Below are 16758 nucleotides of genomic sequence, written 5' to 3' on the forward strand. Positions count from 1 at the left end.
TGTCGACCATGTGTCACGCGACGACTGGGACCCCGAGCGCCTGCCCGACCTCAACGGTCGGCGCTACCTCGTCACGGGCTCCACAGCGGGCCTCGGGTTCTTCTCCTCGCTGCAGCTGGCCGGCGCCGGCGCGCACGTCATCATGACGGGACGCAACCCCAATCGGCTGGCCGCCGCGCGGGCGGCGGTGCTGCGGGGCGCGAAGGATGCCGACGTCACGACGCTGCTGCTCGACACGAGCAACCTGGGGTCGGTGCGCGCCGCCGCCGCGACGGTCCGCGGGCGGGCGGGACTGCACGGACTGCTGCTGAACGCCGGCATCGTCCACCCGCCGCGGCATCGGCAGACGACGGCCGACGGGCACGAGGTCGTGTTCGCGACGAACGCGCTCGGCCACTACGCCCTCGCCGGCGAGCTGCTGCTGCCGCTCGCGGCGGGCCGCGGCCGTATGGTGTGGGTCGGCTCGATGTCGACGTCGATGTGGGCGTACGACCCGATCGACCCCGAGCTCGAGAACGGCTACACGCCCTGGCGCGCGTACGTACAGTCCAAGGTGGCCACGACGGCGCTCGGCTTCGAGGCCGACCGGCGGCTGCGCGCCGCGAGTGTGCCCATCGCGAGCCTCGTCGCCCATCCGGGCTACTCGATCAGCGGCCGCACCCGCGGCATCCTCGGCGTCAACGAGCCCTCGCGTCTCCAGCGCTTCGGCGACAACCTGCAGGCGCCGATCACGCAGTCCAAGGAGCGGGGGGCGTGGTCGCTCGTGCGTGCCCTCGTGGACCCGGATGCCGACGGCGGGCAGTTCTGGGGGCCGTCGCGCATCGTCAGCGGCGCACCGAAGCTGTCGACGGCGGGTCGCATCACCCGCGACGAGGAGATCGCGGCACGGCTGTGGAACTACTGCGAGCACGCGGTCGGGGCGCCGTGGCCGTACCTGAAGGCGGCGAAGACCCGCCGCGCCCGCCGGCCATGAGTGCGGCGCCGGGCGCGCCGCGGGTATGGCAGCGGCTGCGGGTATGGCAGCGGCTGCGGCCGAGCGCGAGGCTCAGCTGGTCATCGCCGAGCAGGAGCGGGCCGAACTCGACCGCGACCTCAGCGGCGAGATCGATGAGCTCGCCGCGCACTGGGAGGCCAAGGGGCTGACACCCGAGACCGCGCGCCGGGTGGCGGAGGAGCTCACCGCCCACGACGCGCTCGCGGCGCAGCTCGACGCGGAGCACGGCATCGACGAGATCATGGCCGAGGCGGCGCCCATCTGGTCGGGGGTCGCCGCCGGGATCGCGTTCGCGCTCGGAGCGGCGGTGCCGTTGCTGATCACGTGGCTCGCGCCGGTCGCGATCGAGACGACGGCGATCGTCTTGGCCGTCGTGCTTTCCCTGGTGCTGACGTCGCTGGTCGCCGCGCGGGCGGGACACCTCATGCTGCGGCGTGTGCTCGTGCGGACGCTCGTCGTGGGCCTCGGCACGATGGGGGTCAGCTACGTCGCCGGGCTCGCGTTCTTCTGACCCCTCGCGGGCTCGCGCTCTTCTGACCTGGCCGGGGTCGCGTTCTGCGGACCTCCCCGAAGAAGAGGGGCGCAAACGGCGACCTCCCAAAGGAAAAGGGGGCGCGAGCGGCGGCCTCCGCGAGGCCGAGGTGGTCGATTGCGCCACCTGTTCTGCTCGCCGACGAGGGCGGGGGATGCCGCGGGGTGCTCAGACGGTGAGCCACACGGCGTCGGCGGCGCCGGCGGGCAGCTCCACGGTCGCGCCGCCGTCGACGCGCACGGCATCTCGGCCGGCGACGACCAGGGTGTGGCCGACGTCGATGCCGTGCCCCTCGAGCGCCCGCAGCAACGCCGGGTCGCGGTCGCTGACCCGCAGCACCCGGCCGCTGTGACCGATGTGCGCGGCCGCCAGGAGGACGAACGGGGCGCGGTCGACGGCGCCGTCGGCATCCGGGATCGCGTCGCCGTGAGGATCGAACCGGGGGTGGCCCAGCCGCGCATCGATCCCCGCCAGCAGGCGGTCGCTGATCGTGTGCTCGAGCACCTCGGCCTCGTCGTGCACCTCGTCCCAGGCGTAGCCGAACTCCCGCACGAGCCACGTCTCGATGAGCCGATGCCGGCGGATGATGGATGCCGCGCGCAGCCGTCCGGCATCGGTCAGGGAGACCGGGCCGTAGGGGCGGTGTGAAACGAGACCCTGCGCGGCGAGCTTCTGCACCATCTCGGTCACCGTCGACGGGGCGAGCGAGAGCTCCCCGGCGAGCTGTGACGGGGTGATCGGGTCGTTCTGCCACTCGGTGTGGTGGTAGATCGTCTTCAGGTAGTCGTCGATCGCGACGGAGTTTCCGGCCACGGAGCCAGGGTATCCGGCGCAGCCTATGCCCCCGACAGCACCAGCCACAGCAGCACGCCGTTCAGCGCGACGAGGAACGCCGCGGCGACCACTCCCGCCGCCGTCGTCCACCACCGGTTGCGATGTGCTCCGAGCACGCTCGCGCGCGCCGTCAGTGCGACCAGCGGAATGAGCGCGAAGGGGATGCCGAAGCTCAGCACGACCTGGCTGAGGATGAGCGCCCACGTCGGGTCGACGCCGGCGGCCAGCAGGGCGACCGCGGGGACGAGAGTGACCAGGCGCCGTGCGAGGAGCGGCACCCGCACCCGCAAGAGCCCCTGCATGATCTCGGCGCCGGCGTACGCGCCGACGGCGGTGCTGGCCAGTCCGCTCGCGAGCAGGCCGACCGCGAACAGGGTCGCCACCACCGCGCCGAGGCCCGACTGCAGCGCGTGGTAGGCGCCCTCGAGGCTGTCGGTGCCGGGAGCGCCGGCGAGGTTCGCGGCGGCCAGCAGCAGGATGCAGAGGTTCACGGTGCCGGCGATGACGAGCGCGATGGTGACGTCCCAGCGGGTGGCGCGCAGCAGCCGCGACGTGCCCGCGGCGCGGTCGGCGGCGTGCGCGCCGGGCGCGGTGAACCGGTCGCGGGCGAGCGCGCTGTGCGCGTAGATCGCGTGCGGCATGATCGTCGCGCCGAGGATGGATGCCGCCAGCAGCACCGACTCGGCACCGTCGAAGCGGGGGAGGAGACCGGCCGCGATGCCCGCGGCATCCGGCGGCGCGATGAACACGCCGTACGAGAATCCCAGCGCGATGACGGCGAGCAGCCCGATGACGACGAACTCGAACGCGCGCGCGCCGCGTCGCTGCTGGATGAGCAGCAGCGCGATGGACACCCCTCCCGTGATGAGACCGCCGACCGGCAGAGGCACACCGAACAGGAGCCACAGCGCGACGGCGCCGCCGATGACCTCCGCAATGTCGGTGGCCATCGCGACGAGCTCCGCCTGCAGCCAGTACGCACGGCGGCCCCAGCGGCTGCGGATGCGGGTGCCCAGCGTCTCGGCGAGGCTCTGCCCGGTCACGATGCCGAGCTTCGCCGACAGGTACTGGATCAGCCAGGCCATCGTGTTGCCGAGGACGACGACCCAGACGAGGAGGTAGCCGAAGCGCGCACCCGCGGTCATGTTGCTCGCGACGTTGCCGGGGTCGAGGTAGGCGACGCCCGCGACGAGGGCCGGGCCGAGCAGCCACGCCGCGCGCCGACGCGGCGGGGCGGGCGTCGCGGGGGTGGGCGTCGTCGTCGCGGCATCCGTTTTCGGCATGCCGAAAACTGTACCAGGGGATTTTTCGGCGTGCCGAAAGATGCGTCACGCGTGCGAAAAGCAGGCTCGATCGTCGCGGCGGGCGCTCTCAGCCGGCGCCAGTGCCGGTTCAGCCTGCTTTCGGCACGGGGCGCGGGCGCGCGGGCGCGGCGCGCGCGGGAAGCGGGCGGGCGCGGGGCGCGGGAAGCGCGCGGGGCGGGGCGCGGCGCGGGGCGGCGCGCGGGAAGCGCGCGGGGCGCGGCGCCGCGCGCGGGCGGGATCGGGGCGGGGATAGCCTTGCGGGGTGGTGCTGCACGGGGGCGAGACGGACGAGCGGCAGGCGGAGCCCGAGCTGCCGGTCGGGGTGGGACCCTGGCCGGGCGGCCCCGAGGCGTGGCCCGACGACCCGCGCTACAACCGGGAGCTGCTCGCCGCGGGGGACCGGCGCAACGTCATCGACCGCTATCGGTACTGGACAATGGACGCGATCGTCGCCGATCTCGACCAGCACCGCCACGCGTTCCACGTCGCGATCGAGAACTGGCAGCACGACATGAACATCGGCTCGATCGTCCGCAGCGCCAACGCCTTCGGCGCCGCCGAGGTGCACATCATCGGCCGGCGCCGCTGGAATCGTCGCGGGGCGATGGTCACCGACCGCTACCAGCACGTGCGGCACCACGAGGACGTCGCGGCGTTCACCGCCTGGGCGCAGGATGCCGGCATCCCGATCATCGCGGTCGACAACGTCGCCGGGTCGGTTGCGCTCGACCGGGCGGAACTCCCGGAGCGGTGCGCGCTGCTGTTCGGGCAGGAGGGTCCGGGGCTATCTCCGGAGGCGGTGGCCGCGGCATCCGGCGTCGTCGAGATCACCCAGTACGGCTCGACGCGCTCGATCAACGCGAGCGCCGCGGCCGCGGTCGTCATGTACGAGTGGTGCCGCCGCTGGGCGTAGTCGCGATCAGTCGCGATCGATGCCGAAGGTGTGGCGCATGAGCGCCTGCACGTCGCGGTCGAGGTTGTCGAGGCGCACGTCCATCTTCATTTCGAGCCGTCCGATCTCGGTGCGCACGACGCGGATGAAGAGTGTGGAGACGATGCCCAGCATGCTGAACATGAGCGCACTGAACACGCCGATCAGCGTCCACACCTGCGGCTCCGTCATGGTCAACACACCTCCATTGTGACTTCAGGCCCCCACGATGTCACGGGTAGGCGACCGCTGTGCGAGCCGGCCGTCGATCTGTGGAGAGATCGCGCGACTTGCTGCCTGGGGAGAAGATCAGGCGCCTGCGGTCAGCCAGTCCGGGCGGCGCACCCGCCAGCCGAGCGTCGCGAGCCGCGCGAGCATGTAGACCCCGAAGAAGCAGACCGCGAGCCACAAGAGGCCTACGGCTCCCGTCGGATGCAGCAGCCACACCGCTACCAGCGCCGGGAGGTAGGGCACCAGGTTCAGGCCGCCGGCGATCGCGAGGTAGCGGACGTCGCCGGCGCCCATCAGCACGCCGTCGAGCACGAACACGACACCGCACACGGGCTGCGCCACCGCGAGGGCGAGGAGGGCCGGCTGCACGAGTGCGGCGACCGCGGCATCACCCGTGAAGACGAGGCCGATGACGCCGGACAGCGCCGCGATCGCGGCGCCGACGACCACGCCGAACCATGCGCCCCACGCGACGGTGCGACCGAGGACGCGCCGGACGAAGGGCTCGTCCTGCGCGCCGAGCCCGCGTCCGATGAGGGCCTGCGCCGCGATCGCGAGCGCGTCGAGGGCGAACGCGGCCGTGGAGAAGATCGTGAACGCGACCTGCCAGCCGGCGAGCTCGTCGGTGCCGAGGGCCGTCGCGACGAACACCGTTGCCAGGAGCGCCGCCCGCAGCGACACGGTCCGCAGGAACAGCCATCCGCCGGACCGCGCCGATCCCCGTAGGCCCTCGCGCTGCGGGCGGACGGATGCCGCGTGCCGCCGCGCCAGCGCGCCCACCACCCACGCGTAGGCGCCGACCATCGCCCACTGCGCGACGACGGTGCCCGCCGCCGAACCGGCAATGCCCCAGCCGAACCCGTAGATGAACAGTGTGTTCAGCACGGCGTTCAGCCCGAAGCCGATTCCCGCGATCCACAGCGGCGTCACGGTGTCCTGCATCCCGCGCAGCAGCCCCGTCGCGGCGAACACGATGAGCATGGCGGGCAGGCCCCACATCGACAGCTGCAGGTAGATCACGGCCTGTTCGGCGACGTCGGCGGGGGCGCCGAACAGCCCCACGAGCCACGGGGTCAACAGCGTCCCCGCGACGGCCAGCACGGCGCCGAGCCCGAGCGCGAGCCACAGCCCGTCGACGCCCGCGCCCACGGCACTGGTGTGGTCGCCCGCTCCGAAGCGCCGCGCGACGGCGGGGGTCGTCGAGTAGGCGAGGAACACCATCAGCCCGACGATCGTCTGCAGCACCGCCGACGCGATTCCGAGCCCTGCCAGGGGCACCACCCCGAGATGGCCCACGAGCGCGGAGTCGACGATGAGGAACATCGGCTCGGCGATCAGGGCGCCGAGCGCCGGGACCGCCAACCGCAGGATCTCGCGGTTGAGGGTGGGCGCCGGCATGATCCGAGCCTATGGGCTGGCGCGCACGCTCCTCCCGAACCCGCGCACGGCGCGGACGCGACGCGCACGCCCGCACGCGTCCTAGCCTGGAGGGATGGCGCGCACCAGCATCCTGCACCGCCTCCCGCTGGGGAGGGTGCACGCCGGCATGCCGGAGTGGTTGCGCGTCGCCCTGGCGCTGGTGACCCTCGTGCTCGGCGCCGTCATCGTCATCCGGCCGACCACGGCCCTCGACGTGCTCGCCCTACTGCTCGGCGGCGGTATGGTGCTCACCGGCGTGGTCGAGGCGACGAGCCGTCCCGAGGAGGGCAGCCGTCGCTGGTGGCGCTACCTCCTGGCGGCCGGCTGGGTCGGCGTGGGGGTCTTCGTGCTGCTGTGGCCCGCGCTGACCGTGCGCGCCGTCGCCGTGATCACCGGCATCCTGCTGCTCGTCAACGGCGCCGCCGGGATCGTCGGCGCGTTCCGACGCGGCCGCGGCTGGGACGCGCGCATCGCGGATGCGGCGTTCGGGGCGACCGGCATCATCTTCGGCGTGCTCGCGCTGGGGTGGCCCGACATCACGCTGCTCGTCGTCGCCGTGGTGTTCGGGTCGTGGCTGATCATGCGGGGCGTGACCGACCTGTGGACGGCGATCCGCCGCCGTCGCGATGCCGGGAAGGACCAGACGGATGCCGCGCCGCGCCGCCGCTGGGGACGCACCGTCATGGCGGTCGGATCGGTGGCGCTCGCCGTCGTGACCGTGCTGGTGACCGCGCCGCTGCGGGAGGGGTCGACGGTCGTCGACGAGTTCTACGCCGCGCCCCGCGACATCCCCGACGAACCGGGGCAGCTGATCCGGGCCGAGGAGTTCACGCGCGAGGTCCCCGCCGACGCGCAGGGCTGGCGCATCCTGTACACGACCACCGGCGTCGACGGGAAGGTGCGGGTCGCCAGCGGCCTCGTCGTCACGCCGCGCGGCGGCGACGAGGACACCCGGTGGCCGGTCATCGACTGGAATCACGGCACCACGGGATACGCGCAGCACTGCGCGCCGTCGCTGCAGGAGCGCCCATTCTGGGCCGGCGCGCTGTACTTCCCCCGCAAGGTCATCGCGGAGGGGTGGGCGATCGTCGCGACGGATTACATCGGCCTCGGCACCCAGGGGCCGCACCCGTACCTGTTCGGAAAGCCCAGCGCGTACGCGTCGCTCGACGCCGTCCGCGCGGCCCGGCAGCTCGACGAGGCGCGGCTCGACCGCCGCACCGTCATCTGGGGCCACTCGCAGGGCGGTCACGCGGCGCTGTGGGCGGGGGCGCTCGCCCAGACGTACGCGCCGGAGGTGTGGGTGCGCGGCGTCGCGGCGCTCGCCCCCGCGAGCGACCTGCCCACGATCGTGAAGCACGTCGACGACGTCACCGGGGGCAGCATCTTCGCGTCGTACGCGTTCGCCGCCTACTCCGCGATCGCGCCCGATGTCACGTACGACCGCTATGTCCGCCCGGGTGCACAGACGTTCGTCCGGTCGATGGCGCAGCGCTGCCTCACCGACCCCGATATGGCGCTGTCGATCCTCGCGGTGCTCGGCACGACGCAGGATCCCGACGTGTTCGCCGAGGACCCGACCACCGGCCCGCTCGGTGCGGCGCTGCGCGCGAATGCCGCCCCGACTCTCATCGGCCCGCCCGTGCTGGTCGGGCAGGGAGCGGCCGACTCGATCGTGCTGCCGAGCGTGCAGGACGACTTCGTCGCGCGGATGTGCGAAGCGGGCCAGCGCGTGGACTACCGCCGCTATGCCGGTTTCCAGCACGCCCAGGTCATGGAGGGCTACTCGCCGCTGGCGGCCGACCTGCTCGAATGGACACGCGGCCGCTTCGCCGCGACGGACGCGGGCCTCGGCTGCACGGTGACCGAGAAGTGACCTCGACGTGACCGGCGGGCTCGGCCGGATCGGCCGCGGGCGGCGGCGCGTATCCTGTTACGCATGACCGCGACCCCCCTGCGCTCGGGTATCGAGCTGTCCGAGCTGAGCCCCGGCATCCGCCCCCAGGACGACCTCTTCCGCCACGTCAACGGGGCGTGGTTGGAGCGCACCGAGATCCCCGAGGACAAGGCCCGGTGGGGGTCGTTCCACCTCATCGCGGAGCAGGCCGAGAAGGACGTGCGCGCGATCATCGAAGAGGTGGTGGATGCCGAGCCGGGCACCGAGGCCCGCAAGATCGGCGACCTGTTCACGAGCTTCATGGATACCGAGCGCATCGAGGCGCTCGGCGCCGCCCCGCTGCAGGACCAGCTGGCGCGGGTCGACGCGATCGACTCGATCCCGGCGCTCCTGCGGGTGGTCGGCGAACTGGAGCGCGAGGGTGTCGGCGGCATCGTCGGCACCTACATCGAGCCCGACCCCGGCAACCCCGAGCGCTACGTCGTGTTCTTCGTGCAGTCCGGGCTGTCGCTGCCGGACGAGAGCTACTACCGCCTGGAGAACTTCGACAAGACGCGGGTCGCGTTCCGCGGGTACGTGCACACCGTGCTGGGTCTGGCCGGTATCGCGGATGCCGATGCGCAGGCTGACCGCGTGCTCGCGCTGGAGACCGAGCTCGCCACCCACCACTGGGACAACGTGCGCACGCGCGACGCCGTCGCGACCTACAACCTCATGACGTGGGACGACGTGCAGCGGCTCATCGGCGTCGACCTCGACCCGTGGCTCGAGGCCGTGGCTCCCGCGCACCGCGACGGGTTCGCCGAGATCAACGTCAACGAGCCGAGCTACCTCGAGGGCCTCGGGACGCTGCTCGTGGACGACCGCCTCGAGGACTGGAAGGCGTGGCTGCGGCTGCACGTCGTCCGGGCGAACGCGGCGTTCCTGTCGAGCGCCTTCGTCGACGCGAACTTCGCGTTCTACGGCACCGAGCTGACGGGTGTCCCCGTCAACCGCGAGCGCTGGAAACGGGGCGTGAGCTTCGTCGAGGCGGCGATGGGCGAGGCCGTCGGCAAGGTGTACGTGGAGCGGCACTTCCCGCCGGCGGCGAAGACGGCGATGGACGAACTCGTCGGGAACCTGATCGAGGCCTACCGGCAGTCGATCTCGCAGCTGGAGTGGATGACGCCGGCCACGCGCGAGCGCGCGCTGGAGAAGCTCGCCGCCTTCACCCCGAAGGTCGGCTACCCGGTGAAATGGAAGGACTACAGCGCGCTCGAGGTCGACCCTGCCGACCTCATCGGCAACGTCCGTCGCACCAACACCTGGGAGCACGAGCGGCAGCTGGCCAAGCTCGGCCAGCCGATCGACCGCGACGAGTGGTACATGACCCCGCAGACGGTCAACGCGTACTACAACCCGCTCATGAACGAGATCGTCTTCCCGGCCGCGATCCTCCAGCATCCGTTCTTCGAAGTGGATCGGGATGCCGCGGCCAACTACGGCGGCATCGGCGCGGTCATCGGGCACGAGATCGGCCACGGCTTCGACGACCAGGGGTCGGCGTTCGACGGCACCGGGGCGCTCCACGACTGGTGGACCGATGAGGACCGCGCCGCCTTCCAGGAGCGCACCGGCGCCCTGATCGCCCAGTACGACGCCCTCGTGCCGCAGGGTCTCGCGCCGGAGCACCACGTCAACGGCGCGCTCACGATCGGCGAGAACATCGGCGACCTCGGCGGGCTCGGGATCGCCATCAAGGCATATCGCCTGCACCTGGCCGCCACCGGCGCCGAGGGTGACGGTCCCGTGATCGACGGGTTCACCGGCATCCAGCGCCTGCTGCTGAGCTGGGGGCAGATCTGGCAGCAGAAGGGGCGGGATGCCGAGACGATCCGGCTGCTGACGATCGACCCGCACTCGCCCAACGAGTTCCGCTGCAACCAGATCGTGCGCAACGTCGACGAGTTCTACCGCGCGTTCGACGTCACCGAGGGCGATGCCCTCTGGCTGGACGAGCAGCAGCGCGTCACCATCTGGTGAACGAGCCCGGCCGCACGCGCCGCTCCGGCGCGGAGGAGCCCGAGCGGGCCGCGACCCGCTCGGGAGGTCGCAGCGCGCGGCGCGGGCAGGCGGCGGGAGAGGCGCGGGCGGATGCCGGGGCGCGGGCGGACGCTGCGACGCGGGCGGATGCCGCGGGTCGGGCGCTTGCCGCGGGTCGGGCGGATGCTGCTGCGCGGGCGGATGCCGGGGGTCGGGCGCTCCGCCGTGGCGCGGTGTCGGGGGCTGTTCCGCCGCGGCGCTCCGCGCTGCGGGCGCGATCGTTCCTCGGGACGCTGAAGGCGCTCGATGCGCTGTCGGCCGCGGGGGCGCAGGTGTCGGTGCGTGTCGCCGACATCGACAGCGGCGAGGCCGTGCTCGTCGGCGACGACCATCTGACGCTGCCGGTCGCCGGCCTCGGCGTCGTCCCGCTGCTGATCGAGGTGGCGGCGCAGATCGAGGCGGGCACGCTCGATCCGCTGCAGATCATCGAGCGCACGGCGGTGGATCCGGTGACCGTCGGCGGTCTCTGGCACCAGCTGAAGGCGCCCGCGCTGCCGGTGAGCGATCTGGCGGTGCTCGCGGCCGCGGCATCCGATGCGACGGCGGCCAACGCGCTGCTCGCACGCGTCGGGCTCGACGCGGTGCGCGCCCGCGTGGAGCAGATCGGCCTCGTCAAGACGGCGCTGCTCGACGGATTCCGCGATACGCGCGGCCCCGACGACGCGCCGCACGTGGCGCTCGCCTCGACCGGCGAGCTCGCGGCGCTGTTCGCCGCGCTCGTGAACGCGCACGTGGTCTCGCCCGCCGTCAGCGCGCAGGTGTCGGAGTGGCTGAGCCTGAACCAGGACCTCGCGCTCGTCGGCGCGAGCACGGCCCTCGACCCGTTCGCCCACGACGACGACCGCCACGGGTTGCTGTTCGTGAACAAGACCGGGCGCGCCGACGGCATCCGCGCCGAGGCCGGCGTCATCGCCGGACCCCGCGCCGGCGCCGCCTACGCCCTGATCGTCTGCTTCGACGACCTGTCGGTCGCGCACCGGGTGCGTGCCCACGAGGCGTTCCGCGCTCTGGGCCTCGACCTCATGGAGTACGCGTACTGAGGGCGGCAGCCCTCATCCGCCCAACCCTTGTCCCTCCGCCGAACCCTCGTCCCTGCGCGCGCGGGGCGGTGAGGGTTCGGTGGGGAGGTAAGGGTTCGCGAGATATCGAGGGCGGGGCCGAGCCCTCAGAACACGATCGTGTGGTTGCCGTGCCGGATCACGCGGTCCTGCGCGTGCCACAGCACGGCGCGCGAGAGCACCTGGCGTTCGACGTCGGCGCCGCGGCGGGCCAGCTCGGTGGCCGATTCGGCATGCGTCACGCGCACGGTGTCCTGCTCGATGATCGGTCCCTCGTCGAGGTCGCCGGTGACGTAGTGGCTCGTCGCGCCGATGAGCTTGACGCCGCGCTCCTTGGCCTTGCGGTAGGGCTCGGCGCCGATGAAGGCCGGCAGGAACGAGTGGTGGATGTTGATGACCGGCACCCCGAGCTGCTCGAGGAACTCCGGCGACAGGATCTGCATGTAGCGCGCGAGCACGACGAAGTCGACGTTGCCGACGAGCAGCTTCAGGATCTCCGCCTCCGACGCCGACTTGTCCGGCCCCGCCACCGACGGCACGTGGAAGAACGGCACCCCGAAGCTGCGGACGTCCTCGGCGGTGGTGGTGTGGTTGGAGATCACCATCGGGATCGTGACCGGCAGGTCACCCCGGCGGTGGCGCCACAGCAGGTCGAGCAGGCAGTGGTCCTGCTTGCTGGCGAGGATCGCCATGCGCTTGGGCACCGACTGGTCGGTCAGGTTCCACTCCAGCTCGAAGTCCGCGAGGGTCGACGCGATCTCCACCTCGATCGCCGGGCGGTCGGCGGCGAAGCCGGGCCGGTGGAACACGACCCGCTGGAAGTACGCCCCGCCCCGGTGGTCGTCGGAGAACTGGTCGAACGCGACGATGTTGCCGCCGATGCGGGTGATCATCGCCGACACCGCCGCGACGATTCCGGGCTTGTCGCTGCCGTGCACGATGAGGCAGGCGTGATCGGCCGGGAGATAGGGACTGTGCACGGGAGGCATGGATCGATTCTGCCCGATCCCAGCACGCCGTGAGGCCCCCGCCGACATCGGCGGGGGCCTCACGGGGGGAGTGCTCAGGGGGCTTACGTGAAAGCGTCCTTCACGTTCTCGCCGGCCTTCTTGACGTTGGCCTCGACCTGGTCGGCCTGGCCCTCCGCCTGAAGGCGCTCGTTGTCGGTGACCTTGCCGGCGGCTTCCTTCGCCTTGCCACCGAGGTCCTGTGCGGTGTTCTTGATCTTGTCGTCGAATCCCATGAAGTCTCCTTTCGGCGGCGACCGGTCGTGCACCGGCCATCTGTCTCCACGGTAGGTCGGAGCCCGGCGCAAACCGATGGGGTTGACGGATACCGACTCGTGCCGTAGTCGCGATACGGATGCCGGGACCGCCGGCATCCGGCAGCGTTCTACCGCCGTGGTATCTACCACGGTAGAATCAGGACATGAGCCTCAACATCAAGAATGAGCAGACTCACGCTCTCGTGCGCGAGCTCGCTGCGCTGACGGGGGTGAGCCAGACGAGCGCCGTCGAGGAGGCCGTCCGCCGCCGCCTCGACGAGCTGCGGAGTTCCGCCGGTGTGCGCCCCGGGAAGTTCCCCCCGGAGGAGCGCGAGCGGCGCCGGAAGGCGGTCGAGCGCATCGTCGAGCAGCTTCACCGGGAGACGACCCAGGAGCAGCGGGATGCCATGGCGAACGCCGACGACTGGCTCTACGACGAGATGGGGCTGCCGAAGTGATCGTCGACTCGTCGGCGTTGATCGCGATCATCCGCAAGGAACCCGGATACGAGCAGCTCGTGGAGATCCTGCTCGCCGAAGAGGCGATCATGGCGTCCCCCGTCCTCGTTGAGGCGCGCGTCGTCGTGACGGGGTACCTCGGGCGCGAGGGGCGTCGCGCGCTCGATGGGCTGCTCGCGCGGTTCCACATCGAGATCGTCCCGTTCGACGAGGCGCAGGCGGATGCCGCCAGCGACGCGTACCGCGACTTCGGTCGCGGCAGCGGCCATACCGCACGTCTCAACCTCGGCGACACCTACAGCTTCGCGCTGGCCCACGTGCGGGACGAGCCGTTGCTCTATGCCGGCGACGATTTCACACGCACCGGCATCCGCTCGGCGCTGGAGGAGCTGGACGAGCTCGCGTAACGCACGCGGTCAGCGCACCCCGCGCATGAGCCTCAGCACGGGCTTCACGAACAGCAGCAGCACGACGCCGACCGCGATGGCGATGAGCCCGAGCGACGAGAAGTAGGGCACCTCGTCACCCGGGTTGTAGAGCGTCGCCAGCTGACCCGAGATCGCCGTGCCGAGCGAGACCGACAGGAAGAACAGCGCCACCATCTGCGTATGGAACGCCTCGGGGGCGAGCTTCGTGGCGACCGAGAGCCCCACCGGCGAGAGCAGCAGCTCGGCGACGGTGAAGACGAAAAGGATGCCGACGATCGCGAGCAGCGGGGTCGAATTTTCGCCGCCGCCGGCGAACGGCAGGAACAGCAGGAATGCCGCCCCCATCACGATCGCCGCGAGGCCGAACTTCACCGGCGTGGACGGCTGCCGGCTGCCGAGCTTCGTCCAGATCGCGGCGAAGACACCGGACAGGATGATGATGAAGATCGGGTTGATCGAGTTGACCCACGAGACCGGCATCTCCCAGCCGAACAGGTCGCGGTTCAGGCGCTTGTCGGAGTACACCGTGAGCACCGTGAACTGCTGCTGGTACAGCGACCAGAACGCGACCGAGGTGAGGAACAGCGGCAGGAAGCCCCACACCCGGCTGCGCTCGTCGGAGTCGATGCGACGACTCGAGAGGATGACCGCGAAGTAGGCGATGGCCGCGCCGGTGACGGCGATGATGACGATGAGCGAGAGGTTGTCGGCGCGGATGACCCCGGTGAGGACCAGCAGGACGATGACGACGACCCCGGCCGCCGCGATGCCGATCATGAGCGGGTAGCGGCCCCGCGGCAGCGGGTTAGGCACGTGGCGCGCCTCGTCGGGCAGCGCCTTGCGGCCGAACGAGTACTGCAGGAGGCCGAGCGCCATGCCGACCGCGGCGAGGCCGAAGCCCCAGTGGAAGCCGAGGCTCGACTGCAGCAGCCCGGTCAGCAGCGGGCCCGCGAACGCCCCGAGGTTGATGCCGAGGTAGAAGAGCGAGAACCCGGCATCCCGCCGCGCGTCGTCCGGCGCGTACAGCGTGCCGACGACGCTCGTCGCGGTCGCCTTGAGACCGCCGGAGCCGATCGCGACGAGCACGAGGCCGACACCGACCCCGAAGAATCCCGGCAGCAGTGCGAGCGCGATGTGGCCGGCCATGATGACGATCGCGCTGAGGAACAGCACGCGTTCCGCGCCGAGGATGCGGTCGGCGATCCACGCACCGAGGATCGTCGACAGGTACACGGCGCCGCCGTAGGCCCCCACGATGCCGGCGGCGACGCTCTGCTCGATCCCCAGCCCGCCCTGCGTGGCGGAGTAGTACAGGTAGATGAGCAGGATGCCCTGCATGCCGTAGAAGCTGAACCGCTCCCACATCTCCACCCCGAAGACGTGCGCGAGCGCCCACGGCTGGCCGAAGAAGCGGGTGTCGCGGTCGCCCTGCGCGGGACCGGCGGGCGTGCGGGCCACGGGGCTGCGGGAACTCACGCTCCGACGTTACTGGTCGCGGGGGTCGCGGCGGCAGTGCCCTGCCCGGTCCCGCCGGACAGCTCCTGCCGGACAGGCCCCCGCCGGAGCGAGGCCGTCCGGCTCCGCCGGTCGCTCAGGCGCGGCGCGCGCCCTCGCCGAGCGACTCCAGCTTCGCCCACGCGATGTCGGGGTGGATGCGCCCGCCCAGGCCGCAGTCGGTCGAGGCGATGACGCGGTCGGCACCTACGATGTCGGTGAACCGGCGGATGCGCTGCGCGACGAGTTCGGGGTGCTCGACGACGTTCGTCGCGTGGCTGACGACGCCCGGCACGAGCACGAGGTCGTCCGGCACCGCGGCATCCGCCCACGCGGCGAACTCGTGCTCGTGGCGGACGTTGCCCGCCTCGAACGAGATCGACCCGACGTTCGCCTGCAGCACGACGGGCAGGATGTCCTTCAGCTCGACGTCGGTCGTGTGCGGACCGTGCCACGAGCCCCAGCACAGGTGCAGGCGCACCTGCTCCTTGGGGAGCCCCGCGATCGCGTGGTTGATCGCGTCGATGCGGATCTTCGTGAACGCCTGGTAGTCGGCGATCGCGGGCTCCGGGCTGATCTGGTCGAAGTTCTCCGCGAGCGACGGGTCGTCGAGCTGCAGGATGAGGCCCGCGTCGACGATCGCGCGGTACTCCTCGCGGAGGGCGTCGGCCCACGCGAAGATGTGCTCCTCATCGGTCGCGTAGAACTCGTTGCGCACGCGCGCGGCCGATCCGGGAGCGATCGCGGTGAGGAAGCCCTGCTCGCCGGGACGCAGGGCGGCGGTCAGGTGGCGGATGTCGGAGGCCACGGCATCCTGACCCCGGTACGAGAGCGGTCCGGTCGTCGTCGGGAAGGCGGTGGCGCCCCGGCCGGTCTCGACGGCCTCGGCGTAGACGGCGGGGAACAGCTGCCGGTCGCGGCGGTCGAGGAAGCTCGTGAGGCGGATGTTCCCCGGCTCGGAGCGGACGGGCGGCTCGTTGAACGCGTTGACGTCGGTCAGCGACAGGCCGCTCACGCGCTGGAACGAGTACGACCACCACGCGCCGTAGTCGACCGCGCCGGTCATGGCCTTGCCGAACTCCCCGTCGCCGACGAGCGTGATCCCCGCCGCGCGCTGGCGCTCGACGACGTCGGCGACGGCCTGCGCCGTCAGCGTCTCGAACTCGGGCGTCGACTGCAGCGTGAAGCCGTCGTCGGCGAAGGTGCGGGCGGCGTTGGCATCGAGCAGCGCGGCGGTGCGGGGCAGGCTTCCGGCGGTCGTGGTGGCAACGGACATGGGTCTCCTCCTGAGGGACGGTGCCCGGCGTGCGGGCGAGTGTCAGAAGGCTCTTGCAGCGGCGTCGGGCGCAGGCTGCTCAAGGCGGAGGCTTCCGGTTTTCGAGCCGTGCCCAGGATACGGCTGCCGGCCGGGGTCGTGCGGACGTGTGACGCCGGGTGACGCCGATGCCGCCGGATGCTGCCGCCGTGGCGCCGGCGCGGCTCAGTGCTCGTCCGGCAGGGCCGGGTGCGACTCGGCGGCCGGGCGCTGCGGGATGAACGCCGCGACGATGAGCGCGACGACGGCGGCGGCCAGTCCCAGGGTGAAGGAGAGCTGGAACGCGGATGCCGTGGGCACCTGCATCCCGTCCTGCACGGTCGACAGGCTCGCAAGCACGGCGCCGACGACGGCGGCGGCGATGCTCGTGCCGAGCGAGCGGAACAGGGCGTTCAGCCCGTTCGAGGCGCCACCCCGCGGGCGGAGGGAGTTCGAGCAGCTGCAGGTACGACACGTTCGAGGAGAACAGCGACCCCATCGCGACCGACGCGAGGTTCGTGAGGAGGCCCGCGATCGC

Annotated in this window: 17 protein-coding genes; 8 read left to right on the top strand and 9 right to left on the bottom strand. The window is 71.8% G+C overall.

All coding sequences use genetic code 11. The features are described 5' to 3' along the window. Window positions 1–10: 10 nt before the first annotated feature. Window positions 11–973, top strand: a complete 963-nt coding sequence (locus JOD60_RS03700; RefSeq protein WP_076688672.1) for an SDR family NAD(P)-dependent oxidoreductase — start codon at window positions 11–13, stop codon at window positions 971–973. Window positions 974–998: 25 nt separating this feature from the next. After that, window positions 999–1505, top strand: a complete 507-nt coding sequence (locus JOD60_RS03705) for a VIT1/CCC1 transporter family protein (protein WP_076688674.1) — start codon at window positions 999–1001, stop codon at window positions 1503–1505. Between the two features lie 189 nt (window positions 1506–1694). On the opposite strand, the gene JOD60_RS03710 is transcribed toward JOD60_RS03705, so the two are convergent. Next, entirely contained in the window at window positions 1695–2339 is a 645-nt protein-coding gene (locus JOD60_RS03710; protein WP_076688676.1) for a metal-dependent transcriptional regulator, read from the bottom strand. 23 nt (window positions 2340–2362) lie between these two features. Continuing rightward, on the bottom strand, window positions 2363–3643 hold the full coding sequence (locus tag JOD60_RS03715) for an Nramp family divalent metal transporter (protein ID WP_076688678.1): 1281 nt from the start codon (window positions 3641–3643) through the stop codon (window positions 2363–2365). Window positions 3644–3926: 283 nt separating this feature from the next. Here JOD60_RS03715 and JOD60_RS03720 point away from each other — a divergent pair, with 283 nt between their 5' ends. Next, a complete protein-coding gene (locus JOD60_RS03720; protein WP_232321680.1) occupies window positions 3927–4577 on the top strand; it encodes a TrmH family RNA methyltransferase in 651 nt (216 codons plus the stop codon). Window positions 4578–4583: 6 nt separating this feature from the next. Here the strand turns inward: JOD60_RS03720 and JOD60_RS03725 are convergent, their stop codons facing one another. Both JOD60_RS03725 and JOD60_RS03730 read right to left on the bottom strand, forming a co-directional pair. After that, the gene (locus JOD60_RS03725) at window positions 4584–4787 is read right to left on the bottom strand and encodes a hypothetical protein (protein WP_076688680.1); all 204 of its coding nucleotides are present in this window, start codon (window positions 4785–4787) and stop codon (window positions 4584–4586) included. Between the two features lie 117 nt (window positions 4788–4904). After that, window positions 4905–6224, bottom strand: a complete 1320-nt coding sequence (locus tag JOD60_RS03730) for an MATE family efflux transporter (RefSeq protein WP_076688682.1) — start codon at window positions 6222–6224, stop codon at window positions 4905–4907. A gap of 94 nt (window positions 6225–6318) precedes the next feature. Between JOD60_RS03730 and JOD60_RS03735 the strand changes: the two genes are divergently transcribed. The 3 genes from JOD60_RS03735 (at window position 6319) to JOD60_RS03745 (ending at window position 11264) form a co-directional block, all read left to right on the top strand. Continuing rightward, the gene (locus tag JOD60_RS03735; RefSeq protein WP_076688684.1) at window positions 6319–8121 is read left to right on the top strand and encodes a lipase family protein; all 1803 of its coding nucleotides are present in this window, start codon (window positions 6319–6321) and stop codon (window positions 8119–8121) included. Between the two features lie 63 nt (window positions 8122–8184). Next, the gene (locus JOD60_RS03740; protein WP_076688686.1) at window positions 8185–10164 is read left to right on the top strand and encodes a M13 family metallopeptidase; all 1980 of its coding nucleotides are present in this window, start codon (window positions 8185–8187) and stop codon (window positions 10162–10164) included. Continuing rightward, window positions 10161–11264, top strand: a complete 1104-nt coding sequence (locus JOD60_RS03745) for a serine hydrolase (RefSeq protein WP_232321681.1) — start codon at window positions 10161–10163, stop codon at window positions 11262–11264. Before JOD60_RS03740 ends, JOD60_RS03745 begins: the two co-directional genes overlap by 4 nt. 125 nt (window positions 11265–11389) lie before the next feature. On the opposite strand, the gene purU is transcribed toward JOD60_RS03745, so the two are convergent. Both purU and JOD60_RS03755 read right to left on the bottom strand, forming a co-directional pair. After that, window positions 11390–12271: a formyltetrahydrofolate deformylase gene (purU, locus tag JOD60_RS03750; RefSeq protein WP_076688690.1), complete on the bottom strand. Its 882-nt coding sequence runs from the start codon at window positions 12269–12271 to the stop codon at window positions 11390–11392. A gap of 83 nt (window positions 12272–12354) precedes the next feature. Then, the gene (locus JOD60_RS03755; protein WP_076688692.1) at window positions 12355–12525 is read right to left on the bottom strand and encodes a CsbD family protein; all 171 of its coding nucleotides are present in this window, start codon (window positions 12523–12525) and stop codon (window positions 12355–12357) included. Between the two features lie 185 nt (window positions 12526–12710). Between JOD60_RS03755 and JOD60_RS03760 the strand changes: the two genes are divergently transcribed. Further along, a complete protein-coding gene (locus tag JOD60_RS03760) occupies window positions 12711–13004 on the top strand; it encodes a type II toxin-antitoxin system VapB family antitoxin (protein WP_076688694.1) in 294 nt (97 codons plus the stop codon). After that, a complete protein-coding gene (locus JOD60_RS03765; protein ID WP_076688696.1) occupies window positions 13001–13411 on the top strand; it encodes a type II toxin-antitoxin system VapC family toxin in 411 nt (136 codons plus the stop codon). The genes JOD60_RS03760 and JOD60_RS03765 overlap by 4 nt, the downstream gene beginning before the upstream one ends. Window positions 13412–13420: 9 nt before the next feature. On the opposite strand, the gene JOD60_RS03770 is transcribed toward JOD60_RS03765, so the two are convergent. From JOD60_RS03770 to JOD60_RS03780, 3 genes are all read right to left on the bottom strand, one after another. After that, entirely contained in the window at window positions 13421–14908 is a 1488-nt protein-coding gene (locus JOD60_RS03770) for a peptide MFS transporter (RefSeq protein ID WP_269746947.1), read from the bottom strand. A 115-nt stretch (window positions 14909–15023) separates the two neighbouring features. Beyond that, window positions 15024–16202, bottom strand: a complete 1179-nt coding sequence (locus JOD60_RS03775; protein ID WP_076688700.1) for a cobalamin-independent methionine synthase II family protein — start codon at window positions 16200–16202, stop codon at window positions 15024–15026. A gap of 204 nt (window positions 16203–16406) precedes the next feature. Next, window positions 16407–16580, bottom strand: a complete 174-nt coding sequence (locus JOD60_RS03780) for a hypothetical protein (RefSeq protein ID WP_232321682.1) — start codon at window positions 16578–16580, stop codon at window positions 16407–16409. Between the last annotated feature and the right edge of the window lie 178 nt (window positions 16581–16758).

This window comes from Microbacterium aurum, assembly GCF_016907815.1.
Lineage (GTDB): Bacteria > Actinomycetota > Actinomycetes > Actinomycetales > Microbacteriaceae > Microbacterium > Microbacterium aurum.

Bases quoted from the DNA above. Each gene is read 5' to 3' on its own strand.
- JOD60_RS03705 (WP_076688674.1), top strand. From the start codon at position 999: ATGGCAGCGGCTGCGGGTATGGCAGCGGCTGCGGCCGAGCGCGAGGCT.
- JOD60_RS03715 (WP_076688678.1), bottom strand. From the start codon at position 3,643: ATGCCGAAAACGGATGCCGCGACGACGACGCCCACCCCCGCGACGCCC.
- JOD60_RS03725 (WP_076688680.1), bottom strand. From the start codon at position 4,787: ATGACGGAGCCGCAGGTGTGGACGCTGATCGGCGTGTTCAGTGCGCTC.
- JOD60_RS03730 (WP_076688682.1), bottom strand. From the start codon at position 6,224: ATGCCGGCGCCCACCCTCAACCGCGAGATCCTGCGGTTGGCGGTCCCG.
- JOD60_RS03735 (WP_076688684.1), top strand. From the start codon at position 6,319: ATGGCGCGCACCAGCATCCTGCACCGCCTCCCGCTGGGGAGGGTGCAC.
- JOD60_RS03740 (WP_076688686.1), top strand. From the start codon at position 8,185: ATGACCGCGACCCCCCTGCGCTCGGGTATCGAGCTGTCCGAGCTGAGC.
- purU (WP_076688690.1), bottom strand. From the start codon at position 12,271: ATGCCTCCCGTGCACAGTCCCTATCTCCCGGCCGATCACGCCTGCCTC.
- JOD60_RS03755 (WP_076688692.1), bottom strand. From the start codon at position 12,525: ATGGGATTCGACGACAAGATCAAGAACACCGCACAGGACCTCGGTGGC.
- JOD60_RS03760 (WP_076688694.1), top strand. From the start codon at position 12,711: ATGAGCCTCAACATCAAGAATGAGCAGACTCACGCTCTCGTGCGCGAG.
- JOD60_RS03775 (WP_076688700.1), bottom strand. From the start codon at position 16,202: ATGTCCGTTGCCACCACGACCGCCGGAAGCCTGCCCCGCACCGCCGCG.